General features: G+C 67.0%; 10 protein-coding genes and 1 pseudogene. 5 read left to right on the plus strand and 6 right to left on the minus strand.

Translation table 11 applies throughout. The annotated features are described in order from the left end of the window. Window positions 1-158 precede the first annotated feature (158 nt). Window positions 159-1,451: an adenylosuccinate synthase gene (locus VFE83_RS06135; protein WP_324904128.1), complete on the plus strand. Its 1,293-nt coding sequence runs from the start codon at window positions 159-161 to the stop codon at window positions 1,449-1,451. Window positions 1,452-1,538: 87 nt separating this feature from the next. Here VFE83_RS06135 and VFE83_RS06140 read toward each other — a convergent pair whose 3' ends face one another. From VFE83_RS06140 to VFE83_RS06150, 3 genes are all read right to left on the minus strand, one after another. Further along, the gene (locus tag VFE83_RS06140) at window positions 1,539-3,653 is read right to left on the minus strand and encodes a methyl-accepting chemotaxis protein (RefSeq protein WP_324904129.1); all 2,115 of its coding nucleotides are present in this window, start codon (window positions 3,651-3,653) and stop codon (window positions 1,539-1,541) included. A 122-nt stretch (window positions 3,654-3,775) separates the two neighbouring features. Beyond that, on the minus strand, window positions 3,776-4,414 hold the full coding sequence (locus VFE83_RS06145; RefSeq protein ID WP_324904131.1) for an exopolysaccharide biosynthesis protein: 639 nt from the start codon (window positions 4,412-4,414) through the stop codon (window positions 3,776-3,778). After that, window positions 4,398-5,732 carry a hemolysin family protein gene (locus tag VFE83_RS06150; RefSeq protein WP_324904133.1) on the minus strand — a complete coding sequence of 445 codons (1,335 nt, stop codon included), beginning with the start codon at window positions 5,730-5,732 and terminating at the stop codon, window positions 4,398-4,400. The genes VFE83_RS06145 and VFE83_RS06150 overlap by 17 nt, the downstream gene beginning before the upstream one ends. Before the next feature lie 252 nt (window positions 5,733-5,984). Here VFE83_RS06150 and VFE83_RS06155 point away from each other — a divergent pair, with 252 nt between their 5' ends. Together VFE83_RS06155 and VFE83_RS06160 are read left to right on the plus strand one after the other, a co-directional pair. Beyond that, complete coding sequence (locus VFE83_RS06155) at window positions 5,985-6,611, plus strand: DUF47 domain-containing protein (RefSeq protein WP_324904135.1); 627 nt, start codon at window positions 5,985-5,987, stop codon at window positions 6,609-6,611. A 12-nt stretch (window positions 6,612-6,623) separates the two neighbouring features. Continuing rightward, entirely contained in the window at window positions 6,624-7,751 is a 1,128-nt protein-coding gene (locus VFE83_RS06160; protein WP_324904137.1) for an inorganic phosphate transporter, read from the plus strand. Between the two features lie 419 nt (window positions 7,752-8,170). Here VFE83_RS06160 and VFE83_RS06165 read toward each other — a convergent pair whose 3' ends face one another. Beyond that, window positions 8,171-8,581 carry a hypothetical protein gene (locus VFE83_RS06165; RefSeq protein WP_324904139.1) on the minus strand — a complete coding sequence of 137 codons (411 nt, stop codon included), beginning with the start codon at window positions 8,579-8,581 and terminating at the stop codon, window positions 8,171-8,173. A 38-nt stretch (window positions 8,582-8,619) separates the two neighbouring features. Here VFE83_RS06165 and VFE83_RS06170 point away from each other — a divergent pair. Both VFE83_RS06170 and VFE83_RS06175 read left to right on the plus strand, forming a co-directional pair. Beyond that, window positions 8,620-8,952, plus strand: a pseudogene (locus VFE83_RS06170) (MGMT family protein); the annotation flags it as partial. A 174-nt stretch (window positions 8,953-9,126) separates the two neighbouring features. After that, complete coding sequence (locus VFE83_RS06175) at window positions 9,127-9,780, plus strand: rhomboid family intramembrane serine protease (protein ID WP_324904141.1); 654 nt, start codon at window positions 9,127-9,129, stop codon at window positions 9,778-9,780. 506 nt (window positions 9,781-10,286) lie between these two features. Here VFE83_RS06175 and VFE83_RS06180 read toward each other — a convergent pair. Continuing rightward, the gene (locus tag VFE83_RS06180; protein ID WP_324904143.1) at window positions 10,287-12,302 is read right to left on the minus strand and encodes a M13 family metallopeptidase; all 2,016 of its coding nucleotides are present in this window, start codon (window positions 12,300-12,302) and stop codon (window positions 10,287-10,289) included. Between the two features lie 231 nt (window positions 12,303-12,533). Then, window positions 12,534-13,412, minus strand: an 879-nt coding sequence (locus tag VFE83_RS06185) for a M13-type metalloendopeptidase (RefSeq protein WP_324904145.1), incomplete at its 5' end; no start/stop codon positions are given.

Consider the following 13,412-nt stretch of genomic DNA (forward strand, 5'->3'; position numbering starts at 1 on the left):
GGGGTGGTCCCGTCGACCCAAAACCCGGATAATGCACAAAAGCCGGACGGGGCCCAGCGCCCCGCCGGCTTTCTTGCTGTTTGCGGGCTCCTCTCGTGAGTTCTCCGCGGCAGCCCGGCACCGCCGGTCCTCAATGCAACGGAGTCAGGAGCTTCGAAATGGGTCAGTCAGTCGTCGTTCTCGGTGCCCAGTGGGGCGATGAAGGCAAGGGCAAGATCGTCGATCTGCTTACCCGGGAAATCGGCGCCGTCGTGCGCTTCCAGGGTGGCCACAATGCCGGCCACACGCTGGTCATCGGCGGCAAGAAGACCGTCCTGCACCTGATCCCGTCGGGCATCCTGCGCGAAGGCGCGCTGTGCCTGATCGGCAACGGCGTGGTGCTGTCGCCGGCGGCGCTGCAGAAGGAAATCGCCGAGCTGGAAGGCAACGGCGTGGAAGTGCGGTCTCGCCTGAAAATCAGCCCGGCCACGCCGCTGATCATGCCGTACCACATCGCGCTGGATCAGGCCCGCGAGAAGGCCGCCGGCGGCAAGGCCATCGGCACCACCGGACGCGGCATCGGGCCGGCGTATGAAGACAAGGTGGCGCGCCGCGGCATTCGCGTGGCCGACCTGCATTACCCGCAGCAGCTCGCCGAGAAGCTGCGCAGCACGATGGACTATCACAACTTCGTGCTGACCAAGTACCTGGGCGTGGAGGCGGTGGACTTCCAGAAGACGCTCGACGAGGCTCTTGCCTTCGGCGAATACGTCGAGCCGATGAAGTCCGACGTCGCCGGCATCCTTCACGACCTGCGCAAGCAGGGCAAGAAGGTGCTGTTCGAAGGCGCGCAGGGCTCGTTGCTCGACATCGACCATGGCACGTATCCGTACGTGACCTCGTCCAACACCACGGTGGGCGGTGCGTATGCCGGCACCGGCGTGGGCGCGGACGCGATCGACTATGTGCTGGGTATCGCGAAGGCCTATGCCACGCGCGTGGGTGGCGGGCCGTTCCCGACCGAACTGGACGACGACATCGGCCAAGGGCTGCGCGACCGGGGCCAGGAATACGGCGCGACCACCGGCCGTCCGCGCCGCTGCGGCTGGATGGACATCGTCGCGCTGCGCCGTGCGGTGGCGGTCAACGGCATCACCGGCCTGTGCATCACCAAGCTCGACGTGCTGGACGGCATGGAGAAGCTGAAGATCTGCATCGCCTACGAATACCGCGGCAAGCGCACCGAGTACGCGCCGCTGGATGCCGCCGGCTGGGAAGAGTGCACGCCGGTGTACCTGGAATTCCCGGGCTGGGAAGAGAGCACCCACAACGTCACCGAGTGGGACAAGCTGCCGGCCGCCGCACGCGCCTATCTGCGCGCGCTGGAGGAACTGGCTGGCTGCCCGCTGGCGATCGTCTCGACCGGGCCGGATCGCGACGCGAACATCGTGCTGCAGGATCCGTTCGCCTGATACCGCGACACATCGGAGACAAAAAAGCCCCGCGTTGGCGGGGCTTTTTTTGCCCGTCGCGAGCGCCGCGGCAACGGCGTCGCGCAATCAGGCCGCTGCCGCCCAATGCTCCTGCGACGTGCGGAACACCGCCACCGCCTCGCCGAGCTGGCTGGCCTGATCGACCATCGACTTCGCCGTGGCGGAGGCTTCCTCCACCAGCGCCGCGTTCTGCTGCGTGGCCTCGTCCATGTGCAGGACGGTGCGGCTGACCTGCTCGATTCCCGACGCCTGCTCCTGCGAGGCGGCGGAAATCTCCGACATCATCGCGGTGACGCGCTGCACGGCGTCGACGATGCGCTGCATGGTCTGCCCGGCCTGCGTCACCAGCGCGGAGCCCGAGGACACCTGGCTGACCGAGTCGTCGATCAGGCCCTTGATCTCCTTGGCGGCGTGCGCCGAGCGCTGTGCCAGCGCACGCACTTCGCCGGCGACCACCGCGAAGCCGCGGCCCTGTTCGCCGGCGCGCGCCGCTTCGACCGCCGCATTGAGCGCGAGGATGTTGGTCTGGAAGGCGATGCCGTCGATTACCGAGATGATCTCGGCAATGCGCCGCGATGCATGCTCGATGCCGTCCATCGTCGCCACGACCCGGCCGACCACCTCGCCGCCGTCGCGTGCCACCACGGCCGCATCGCCGGCATGCTCGCTGGCCTGGCGCGCGGTCTGCGCGTTCTGGCGGACCGTCGTGGTGAGTTCCTCCATCGACGCCGCGGTTTCTTCCAGGCTGGCGGCCTGCTGTTCGGTACGACGTGCGAGGTCGCTGTTGCCGGCCGAGATTTCCGCGGCGGCATTGTTGATCGCGCGACTGGCGTCGGTAATGCCGGCGACGATCTCCACCAGGCGCGTGACGGTGGCATTGGCGTCGTCGCGCATCCGCGCGAACACGCCGCGATGCTCGCCGTGCATGCGCGCGGTGAGGTCGCCATCGGCAATCGAACGCAACAGTGCCGACAGCTGCGACAGGTTGTCGTGCGTGCCGGCCATCAGCCGGTTCAGACCGCTGACCATCGCACGGAAGTCGTGCTGGTAAGCCTCCTCGTTGCCGCGCGTGGCGAAATCGCCCTGCGCCGCGCACTCGACCAGATGCCTGATTTCCGCGTTGATCGACGCGAGGTTGTGCTTGGCGGCATTCATCGCCTGCGTGATGGAGGCCTTCTCGCCCGGCAATGCGTCCATGTCGACCGACAGGTCGCCCACGGCGTAGCGCTGCATCACCGCCAGCATGCGTTCGATCAGCGCCACCTGCGCGGCGACCAGTGCGTTGCTGTCCTCGACCATGCGGCCGAAGGCGCCGGGGAAGCGCGAGGCGTCCATGCGATGGCTCATCTGGCCGGTGGCGTGGCGTTCGGCCATCTCTGCCTGTGCGGCCGATACGGACTTGAGCGTCTCCACGACATCGAGCATTCCGCGTGCGAGCGTGCCGATTTCGTCGCGTGTGCGCACGACCAGCGTTGCGTCGAGCTGTCCGCGCGAAACTGCCTGCGCGGCGCGCGCGACTTCCTCGATGGGGCGGATCACCGAGCGGCGTACCCACCATGCGATGGCCGCCAGCAGCACGAACGCGGCGATGGCGGTCAGAGCCCCCGCCAGAACCAGGTTCTGCCTTGCCTCCTGCGAGTTGCGCAGCACGGCGGCATCGGCCAGCGACTTGGTGCGTTCGATCAGCGTTTCCAGCGTGCGCGTGGGCTCGCGGTCCATGCCACGGACGGCCTCGTCACCGACGTGCGTGTCGTAGTTCGAATCGGCAAAGGTCTTCAATGCCGACACGTACTGCTGCTGCAGGTGCTGGTGCTGCGATGCGAAGGCGCGCGCCGCGCCGGCGGCCTGCACATCGGTGATCGAGCCGGAGAGAGCGGTGACGATCTGCTGCACTTCGGCCCCGCGCTCGCGGAACGCGGACAGGTGTTTCTCGCGCAACTCCGCGTCGTTGCCGCGGATCAGCACGTTCTTCCATTCCTGCACCTGGGTGCGGAATTCACGGCTGGCGCGTTCCACGTCCACCGACTGCTGCACTTCGGCAGGAACTTCGGTGGAGAGGTTGATCCACGCCGAGGCGAGGCCGCCGATGGCACAGAGCAGGACGACGGTGAGGCCCAGCGTCAGGACGCCGAGCAGTTTGGTCTGGAGACTCAGGGATTTGGCTTGGGTGTGCGGGGACATGGCATGGGCTGCAGAAAGGAGGCAGACGTTCCATGTCGCCCCTTCTATCGGCCTGCGGGCGACGTGCTTGAGCAGCACGTGCGCTTCGCTCCGTTCATGTTCCGCGAGCCGCTGCGCGTGGCTCAGACCAGCAGATCGAACCAGCGCGCCGCAGCCGTGGCCAGGCTTCCCGACAGGATGCCGAACACCGTGATCGCCACCGCGCCGGCCGCCCATGCGGCGCCGAGCAGGTAGCCGTCGCGTTCGAGCAGCGCCAGCGCGAACAGCAACAGCAGGCCGCCGAACAGGAAGTTGGTGAACGGAATCGGCAGCGACAGCAGCAGGCCCAGCAGCACCAGCAGCAGGCCGCTGAAGAAGTCCGCCGCGCGGTGATCCAGCAGGATCGTCGCGCGCGGCCGGACCAGCTTCTCCAGGCGCGACAGCCAGGGCGAGAGCAGGTCGCGGAAACGTGCCATCGCACTGCGATGCGGACCCCGGCGCGCGAGGAACGCGGGCAGCCACGGCTGGCGAAGTCCGATCAGCAACTGCAGCCCGACCAGGATCACCAGCGGTCCGCTGATCGCGCCGCCCACGCCCGGAATCGGGATGAACGCCGGGATGGTCGACACGAACAGCAGCATGCCGAAGGAACGATCGCCCAGTCCGTGCAGCACGTCGCCCAGGCGCAGTTGTTCGTTCGGATCGCCGGCGGCGAATACGTCGAGCAGGATCCGCGTGCCGGCCTCGCGCGGGTGGTCGCCGCGCTCAGCCTGAGGTGTCATCCGTCACCGGCTCCGGTTCCGGGCGCTTGAGCAACAGCAGCTTGTCGATGCGCGGGCCATCGAGGTCCACGACCTCGACGCGCCAGCGATCCCACTCGAAATGTTCGCCCACGTAGGGAATGCGGCCGAAGTGCGCGATGACCATGCCCGCGGCGGTGTGGAAATCGTGCTCGTCCTCGTCGGGCAGGCGCCCGCCGCCGACCAGTTCGCGCAGATCCTCCACCGGCAGCGAGCCGTCCAGCAGGAACGAGCCATCGGCGCGCTCCACCACCGGCGCGGTGTCGTCCTGGTCGCTGCCTTCGGGGCCGCTGAACGCATGCACGCGGCCGACGACGGCGTCCATCAGGTCGGCGATCGTCACCATGCCGCTGATGTCGCCGTACTCGTCCACCACCAACGCGAGCGACTGCTGTTCCTCGCGGAAGATCTCCAGCAGCTTCATCGCGTGCGTGGACTCGGACACGAACAGCGGCTCGCGCAATTCCTTGAACAGCTCCGGCGCCTTCTCGTCGAGGCGGTCGAGCAGCGACTTCACCTCGAGGATACCAAGCACGTCGCTATCGCTGCCGCGATACACGGGATAGCGGGAGAAGGGCGTTTCGCGCATCACCGCCAGGTTCTCGGCGAAACCCGCGGCGGCGTCGAGCCAGGTGATGCGCGTGCGCGGCGTCATCAGGCTCTCGGCGGTGCGGTCGCCCAGGCCGAGCACGCGGTTCATCATCTTGCGTTCGTCCGCGTCGATCACGCCCTGCTCGTGGCTTTCGGTCACCAGCAGGCGGATTTCTTCTTCGCTGATCGCGCTGCGCGCATCGTCCTGTACGCCGATCAGGCGCAGGAACAGCCGATTGATGGAGCCGAGCCCGGCCACGATGGGACGCGCGGCGCGCGACAGCCAGTACAGCGGAATCGCCACCGTGCATGCGATGCGTTCGGCATTGGTCAACGCCAGGCGCTTGGGGATCAGTTCGCCGAAGATCACCGAGGCGGCGGTGATCAGCGTAACGGCCGTGCCGATGCCGATGCCGCGCGCGTACTGGGCCGCGTCGGGCCACACGCCCTGCAGCCAGCCGGCGATGGCCAGACCGATGGATTCACCACCAAAGGTGCCGGTGAGGATGCCGATGCCGGTGATGCCCACCTGCACCGTGGAGAGCAGGTTGTCCGGGTGCTCGGCCAGTTCCAGCGCGACGCGGGCGCCGCGGCTGGTTTCGGCCATCTGCCGCAGGCGCAGCTTGCGCGATGTCATCAGCGCCATCTCCGACATCGCGAAGAAGGCGTTGAGGACGATCAGGGCGATGACGATCAGCAGTTCCAGCATGCGGTCCGTACCTCAGGATGGCAGGCTGGGGTGCACGCGCCGTGAGGGCGCGGCAAGGCGGGGGCGGGCGGCCGTTCTGGGTCGTCGTCCATCGGGTGGAGGGCAGGTGAAGGGGGATGTCAACCACAGGATGGTAGCAGGGCGGGCGAAATCAACCCGTCGCCTGGCGCGCGTGATCGACACCAAACCGTCATAATTCCGCCCTGCGACCCCAATGAGCCGGGCATTCCGGCACCACGAGGCCCCCTCCGCATGTTCTCCCTGCAAACCATCTTCGGCCAAGGCAACCAGTTCTATACCCTGCTGGAGGAGGCCGCCGTCGCCGCTCACGACAGCACCAAGGCATTGCACGCGATGCTCAAGACGGCCGACCGGCAGCCCGCGCTGGATGCCTTCAAGCTGGCGCGCCAGCGCGAGCGCGAGGCGTCCGACAAGATCAGCCAGGAGCTGGTGAACAGCTTCATCACCCCGATCGAGCGCGAGGACATCGAAGCCCTGGGCTCGGCGCTGTACAAGATCCCCAAGCAGGTCGAGAAATTCGCCGACCGCTATTCGCTGGCCACGCGCCACCTGGAGCACATCGACTTCGCGCCGCGCGCGGCGATGCTGGAGCAGGCCGCGGCGGTGGTGGTGAAGATGGTGCGCGAGCTGCGCAACCTGAAGCTCGAACCGATGAAGGCGCTCAACGACGAGCTGCGCTCGATCGAGAACGAGGCCGACCGCCTGATGCTGGAGCTGTACCGCGACATCTATTCCGGCCGCCTGGACAACCTGCAGATGTTCCTGCTCAAGGAGTTCTTCGAAATCCTCGAGAAGGCCATCGACCGCTGCCGCGAGGCGGGCGTGGTCGCCTACGAAATCGTACTGAAGAACTCGTAAGGGGCCGGGCTCATGCTGACCCTGGTCCTGGTCGTGGTGTTCGCGGCGCTCGCGTTCGAGTACATCAACGGCTTCCACGACACCGCCAACTCCATCGCCACCGTGGTGGCGACCAAGGTGCTCTCGCCGATGCAGGCGGTCGCCCTGGCGGCCTTCACCAATCTGCTCGGCGCGCTGTGGGGCACCGCGGTGGCCAAGACCATCGCCTCCGGCCTGCTCGACACCGGCGTGGTCGAGGTCACCTCGCAGCTGATCCTGTGCGCACTGCTGGGCGCGATCGTGTGGAACCTGATCACCTGGTGGAAGGGCCTGCCGTCGTCCTCGTCGCATGCGCTGATCGGCGGCCTGTGCGGCGCGGCTGTCGCCGCGGCCAGCAACAACTTCCATTCGGTCATCTGGTCGCAGCCGTCCGACCCCTGGTACAAGAGCGCCGGCGTGCTGTGGAAGGTCATCGTGCCGATGGTGTCCTCGCCGCTGCTGGGCTTTGCGGCAGGCTTCCTGGTGATGGGCGTGCTGTTCGCGCTGATCTCGCTGATGGCGCGCAGCGGCGGTTTCCTCGCGCGAATGGCGCGTCCGCGCTGGGTCAACGCGTTCTTCGGCAAGGCGCAGCTGGCTTCGGCCGCCGGCATGGGCTTCGCCCACGGCATGAACGATGCGCAGAAGACCATGGGCATCATCGCCCTGGCGCTGGTCGGGGCGCAGTCGGCGGGCACGCTGGATAACCTGCCGCCTTGGCTGGCGTTCCTGCATCCGTCGCAGGCGGCGCTGGAGAACAACGACATCGACCTGTGGATCAAGCTGACCTGCGCCATCGTGATGGCCGCCGGCACCGCCGCGGGCGGCTGGCGCATCATCAAGACGCTGGGCCACAAGCTGGTGAAGCTGCATCCGATCAACGGCTTCGCCGCCGAGACCAGCGCGGCGTCGGTGATCATGGCGGCGTCGACGCTCGGCATCCCGGTGTCGACCACGCACAACATCTCCTCGGCCATCATGGGCGTGGGTACGGCCAAGCGCTTCAACGCCATCAAGTGGACGGTGGTGGAGAAGATGATCTGGGCGTGGATCCTCACGATCCCGGCCGCAGGCGGCATCGCCTACCTGTGCTTCGAGATGTTCCGGTTGTTCGGCTGGGCGTGATCCGCGCGCATGCTGAAAAAAGGCCCGCGCAAGCGGGCCTTTCGTTTGGCTGACTGCTTTGATGCGGTCATCCCGCAAAGGGGAGCAGCTGATTCGTCGATGCCGCCATCCCCGCGAAGATGGACTGACTTGCCCGCCCACGCCGTCATCCCCGCGAAGGCGGGGATCCAGACGTGCGGACGTCAACGCTTACGTAGGCGTTGACTGCGACGGATACATGGATTCCCGCCTGCGCGGGAATGACGAGCACGGGCGGTCTTCCTCGCCGGCTGAGCGCCCATCTGCATCCCAAAGGGTGTGGTCGACACCGCATGCGGTGGCTCCATGGATTCCCGCCTTCGCGGGAATGACGAGCCAGGAGGCAGGGTCTTTCGAGTCCCGAGTCCCGAGCTTGGAGTTCGGAGTTTGGAATCCCCGAATCAGAACAGATCGCCACCTGCCGACAGCATCCGCTCCATCCGGTCGCCCAGCCCGCCGATCTCCAGTACGAGCCGATCGATTTCCGCCGCGTCCAGGCCCTCATACGGGCGGTTCTCGCACAGCTGCAGGTGCGGCACGCCGTCGAGGTCGCCGATGGCGAGGTAGCCCACGCGGCTCTGCCAGTTGAAGATCAGCGCCTTCTTCGCGTCCAGGCCGGTGATCGGCGCGACCGCGGTGCTCACGCGCAGGTAGGGGCGGCCGTCGTCGTCGTCCAGTTCGGACAGGAAGATGGCCTGGTGGCGGGTGCCGTGTTCCAGCGACAGCTCGATGCACAGCACATCGACGTCGTGTTCGGTCAAGTGGAATTGCGCGGCCTTCAGGTGCCGGCGGATCGATTCGAAGTTGCGCACGGGCGGCTCCTTCCGGGGGATGCCGTTATGCTACCGCGATGAGCAAGTCCGCTGCCGACGACGCGCATGCACGCATCCTGGACACCATACGGGCGATCCCGGCGGGCGAGGTCGCGGGCTACGGCGAGGTCGCGCGCCGCGCTGGCCTGCCGGGTCGGGCGCGCCTGGTGGCGCGCCTGCTGGGCCAGAACGAGGATGCAGGCCTGCCGTGGCACCGCGTGCTGCGCTCGGACGGACGTATCGCGTTTCCCGAAGGCTCGCGCGGTTATCGCGAACAGAGCCAGCGCCTGCGTGCGGAAGGAGTGAAGGTGGAGCGCGGACGCGTGATCGGCCAGCGCGCCGCGGCCACGCTGGACGAGCAGATGTGGGGCATGGGCGTGCTCGCCACCGGGCCTGCGACACCGCCGCGCAAGCGTGCCCGCACGAAGTCCCCCGACGTTGCACCCAGCCGTGCGCGGCCGGCGCAACGCTGATTCCACGTGATCCGCCTGCGAACGCATGGCGCCGGACCTCCGGCTACCATGTAGCGCACCCTAGGAGCCGCGATGTTTTCCAATCTTCCCCCCGTCACCAAGGCCCTGCTGATCGCCAACGGACTGGTGTTCGTGCTGCAGTTGTTCCTCGGCGACGTTGCGCTTGCGAACTTCATGCTATGGCCGCCGGGCAGCGGTGATGATCTTTATGGCATCGGCTTCATGCCGTGGCAGCTGCTGACCTATGGCTTCATGCACGGCAACTTCGCGCACCTGTTGTTCAACATGCTGGCGCTGGCGATGTTCGGCGCGCCGCTGGAACACGTGTGGGGCGATCGCCGCTACCTGACCTATTACCTGGTGTGCGTGGTTGGCGCCGCGTTGTGCCAGATCGCCGTTGGCATGTGGACGATGTCGCAGGGTGGCGAGGCGTATCCGACGGTGGGCGCGTCGGGCGGCATCTTCGGTCTGCTGCTGGCCTACGGCATGCTGTTCCCGAACCAGCGCGTGATGCTGCTGATTCCGCCGATCCCGATGAAGGCGCGCACGCTGGTGCTGGTGTACGGCGCCATCGAACTGCTGCTGGGCGTGACCAACACGATGCCGGGCGTGGCGCATTTCGCGCATCTGGGCGGCATGTTGTTCGGCTGGCTGTTGATCCGCTATTGGCGCGGGCAGCCGCCGTTCGGAAGGAAGGGGCCACCGCGGATGCGGGTAGTGCGGTAGGCGCGTCGTGGCGTTTCAGCCTTTCCCATCGGGATCCTCACGAACGCAGCGCCAACGATAGCGATCGTTCGTCATTCGCCAATCGCTTTCGCCGTCATCCCGGCGAAAGCCGGGATCCAGTTTGGCGCTGCTCTTGATCGTCATCCCCGCGAAGGCGGGGATCCATGGACTTTTCACGCTTACCGGTCGCGTATGAGAAGCGGGAAGAGCAAAGCTTCCGTCCGTCTAAAGCCGGCCGGGTCACTTTTCTTTGCTGACCCAAAGAAAAGTAACCAAAAGAAAGGGTCTTCCCCGACGAAGCAGTCCCACGACCGGAGAGGGAGTCAGGGCCGCGCAAGTCGGCATCCATGCCTCCTTGCTCAGCGCCGCACATCCATGTGCGGCGCCCTGCGGGTCTAGAAGTGTGCTCGGCTGTTCAACAGCAACAGCAACAGCAACAGCGATTCAACGCAGTACGGAACGGCAGGCCGTTCGCGAACGCTAAGCGCCGCCAATCATCCCATCGCTCACGGAAACAACCGGATCTGCTGATCTGCCGGCAGCATCATCGCGTTGCCCGCCTTGCAGCCGAACGTTTCGCCGAACGATGCCTGGTTGCGCAATGGTCCGTTGGTGCGCCATTGGCCGGGGGCGTGGACGCTGGTGGCGGCGCGTTGCTGGGCGGCTTCGGTGGTCATGTGTTGCGGCCACAGCGATGCCCAGCCCTTGTAGAAGGATTCGTTCGCCGGTTTCATCGCGGACGGTTCAGCGGCGCGATAGGCGGCCCACGCGAGTTCCACGCCGGCCAGGTCGGCGATGTTCTCGTCGCTGGTCTGCGCGCCGTTGACCTTGATGCCTTTCAGGCCGGGATAGTCGTACGCACCGTACTGGGTGGACACGCGCTTGCTTACCGCGTCCCATGCGCTGACTTCGGTCGGCGTCCACCAGTCACGCAGTTCCTGCTTCGCATCGACGTAGCGACCGCGGTTGTCGAAGCCGTGACTGAGTTCGTGGCCGACCAGCGCACCGTAGGAGCCGTACAGCCACGCCGCATCCTTGCTCGTGTCGTACACGGGCGGCTGCAGCATGGCGGCGGTGACGATCAGGCGATTCTGCGTGATGTCGTAGGCGAGCGACGGATCCTGCGGCAGCACGTCCCAGCGACGGTCGGCGTTGCCGCGGCCGATGCGCTTCATCTCCTCGCGGTGGCGCCAGGTGGAGGCGATCAGCATGTTGCTGCCGAAGCTGCCGCGGCCCATCGGTTGCACGGTGTAATCGAGATCGCGGTTCGGTGTGCCGACTTCGATCTTCAGCTTCTCCAGCTTTGCCTTCGCCTCGGCCTTGGCCGCAGTGCTCAGGCGCGTGTCGCGATCCAGCGCCTGGCCCAGGGCATCGCGCACCTGCGCGGCAATCTGTTCGGCGCGCTGGTCGTTCACTTTGGGGAGGTAACGCGCGGCGTATTCGTGGCCGACCATTGGCCCGGCCGCGAGTGTGATGGCATCGAGCACCGCCTGCGGGCGCGACGGCGGGGCGGGCAGGCCGCGCAGTACGCGGCCACGGAATTCGAACTCCGCATCGCGGAAAGGCTTGGCGAGGTACGGCGCCATCGCGTCGCCCACGCGCCAGCGCAGGTAGGCCTTCCACTGTTCCGGCTTGAGGCTGCCGATCAGGCCGTCCAGCTGCGAGAACAGTGCGGTGTTGGCCAGCGAGACGCGATCGTCGCTGACACCCTGCGCCTTGAGGAAATCGCCCAGCTGCAGGCGCTTGTACTGCTTGGCCAGCGTCCTGGTGTCGACCGGCGCGTAGTTGCTGCGCGGATCGCGCAGGTCCGCCAGCGGGCGCGACGCGCGCGCGATGCGGCTCTCCAGGTCGAGCACCGCCTGTGCGTCGGCCTTTACCTGCGCGTCGGGCGTGCCAGTCAGCGCGAGGATCTTCTCGACGTAGGTGCGGTAGCGGCCCATCAGCGCCTGCGTGTCGGGGTCGGTGCGCGTGTAGTACGCCGGATCGGGCAGGCCCAGTCCGCCCTGCGCGAAGTAGCCGATGTGGCGGTCGAAGTCGCCCAGGTCGATGTCCGCACCGAAGTTGAACGCCACCGGGATGCCGACCTGATGCAGCGCCGCGATCGCCGGCGGAATGTCCTTGGCCTTGCGGATGGCGTCGATGCGCGAGATCAGCGGCGCGATGGGCTGCGCACCGTCGCGTTCGACCGCGGCCTCGTCCAGGCCGCTGGCCCAGAAATCGCCCAGCAGCTTCTGCACGTTGCCCTGCGGCGACTTCGACGCCGCGTCGAGCAGGTCCAGCTGCTGCTGGCGCGCGCGCGCGCCAAGCTGCTCCAGCGCGGAGACCGACGCGACGTTCGGCAGCAGTGTGTTGCTGCGCAGCCAGTCGGCGTTGGCGTTGGAATAGAAGTCGCTGCAGGCGGTGGGAACCGCGGGCGCCTTCGGCTTGGCGGCGCGTTTCTTCTTCTGTGCGTCGGCGTCGGGCGAGGCGATGCCGGCGATGAGACACAGGGCCAGGGCACAGGCAAGCGGGCGCAGGTTCATGGCGGTCCGTACCGGGGGAAGTCGGAGTGGCCGGGAGTCTAGCAACGCGTATGTGAGGGCCGCCGCAGGGGGCAGGCGATCTGCCTTGTAGGAGCCAGCTCGCTGGCGAGAGCGTACTGATGCCGGTCGCCAGCAAGCTGGCTCCTACGTTTCAGGCGAAAAAAGAAGGCCCGGCGGAGCCGGGCCTTCCATGGCCGACGACGAGTGCGGCCCTTGCGTGCTACTGCGCGATCACCAGATCACGACCTGCTTGTCGCCCTCACGCACCATCGGCTGGCCCGGCTTGCACGAGAACGCGGCGGCGAAGGCCGGCATGTTCGACGGTGCGCCGATCGCGCGGAAGTTGGCCGGCGCGTGCGGGTCGGTGGTCAGGCGCACTTCCAGCTCCTGCGGCTTGAAGTTGCGGCGCCACACGGTGGCCCAGTTGAGGAAGAAGCGCTGGTCGCGGGTCAGGCCGTCCGTCTTCGGATCTTCCTTGCCCTCGGTGGCGCGCTTCATCGCGTCGTACGCCGTGGCCAGGCCGCCCAGGTCGGCGATGTTCTCGCCCAGGGTCAGCTTGCCGTTGACGTGCTTGCCCGGCATCGCTTCATAGGCGTTGAACTGCTGCACCAGCTTGTCCGTGCGGCCGCTGAAGCCCTTGGCGTCGGCGTCGGTCCACCAGTTCTCGAAGTTGCCCGAGGCACCGAAGCGGCTGCCCTGGTCGTCGTAGCCGTGGGTCATCTCGTGGCCGATCACCGCGCCGATGCCGCCGTAGTTGACCGCGTCGTCGGCGTCGACGTTGAAGAACGGCGGCTGGAGGATCGCGGCCGGGAAGACGATCTCGTTCATCGACGCGTTGTAGTACGCGTTGACCGTCTGCGGCGTCATCCCCCAGCGCCACCGCTCGACCGGCTTGCCGAGGCGGCCGGCCATGTCGGCGTACTCGAACGCGTTGGCGCGCATCACGTTGCCGATCAGGTCGTCGCGCTTCACCTCGAGGCCCGAGAAGTCGCGCCAGCGGTCGGGGTACGCGATCTTGACCGTGAACTTCGCGAGCTTCGCCTTCGCCTCCGCCTTCGTGGCCGGGCTCATCCACTCGAGCGAGTCGATGCCGACGCGGTAGGCCGCGAC

Origin of the sequence: Lysobacter sp., from assembly GCF_035655815.1 — a bacterium.
Taxonomy (GTDB): domain Bacteria; phylum Pseudomonadota; class Gammaproteobacteria; order Xanthomonadales; family Xanthomonadaceae; genus Lysobacter_J.

What these genes read in the sequence shown, in the direction of transcription:
- VFE83_RS06135 (WP_324904128.1), top strand. Translation starts at nt 159, where the DNA reads ATGGGTCAGTCAGTCGTCGTTCTCGGTGCCCAGTGGGGCGATGAAGGC.
- VFE83_RS06140 (WP_324904129.1), bottom strand. Translation starts at nt 3,653, where the DNA reads ATGTCCCCGCACACCCAAGCCAAATCCCTGAGTCTCCAGACCAAACTG.
- VFE83_RS06145 (WP_324904131.1), bottom strand. Translation starts at nt 4,414, where the DNA reads ATGACACCTCAGGCTGAGCGCGGCGACCACCCGCGCGAGGCCGGCACG.
- VFE83_RS06150 (WP_324904133.1), bottom strand. Translation starts at nt 5,732, where the DNA reads ATGCTGGAACTGCTGATCGTCATCGCCCTGATCGTCCTCAACGCCTTC.
- VFE83_RS06155 (WP_324904135.1), top strand. Translation starts at nt 5,985, where the DNA reads ATGTTCTCCCTGCAAACCATCTTCGGCCAAGGCAACCAGTTCTATACC.
- VFE83_RS06160 (WP_324904137.1), top strand. Translation starts at nt 6,624, where the DNA reads ATGCTGACCCTGGTCCTGGTCGTGGTGTTCGCGGCGCTCGCGTTCGAG.
- VFE83_RS06175 (WP_324904141.1), top strand. Translation starts at nt 9,127, where the DNA reads ATGTTTTCCAATCTTCCCCCCGTCACCAAGGCCCTGCTGATCGCCAAC.
- VFE83_RS06180 (WP_324904143.1), bottom strand. Translation starts at nt 12,302, where the DNA reads ATGAACCTGCGCCCGCTTGCCTGTGCCCTGGCCCTGTGTCTCATCGCC.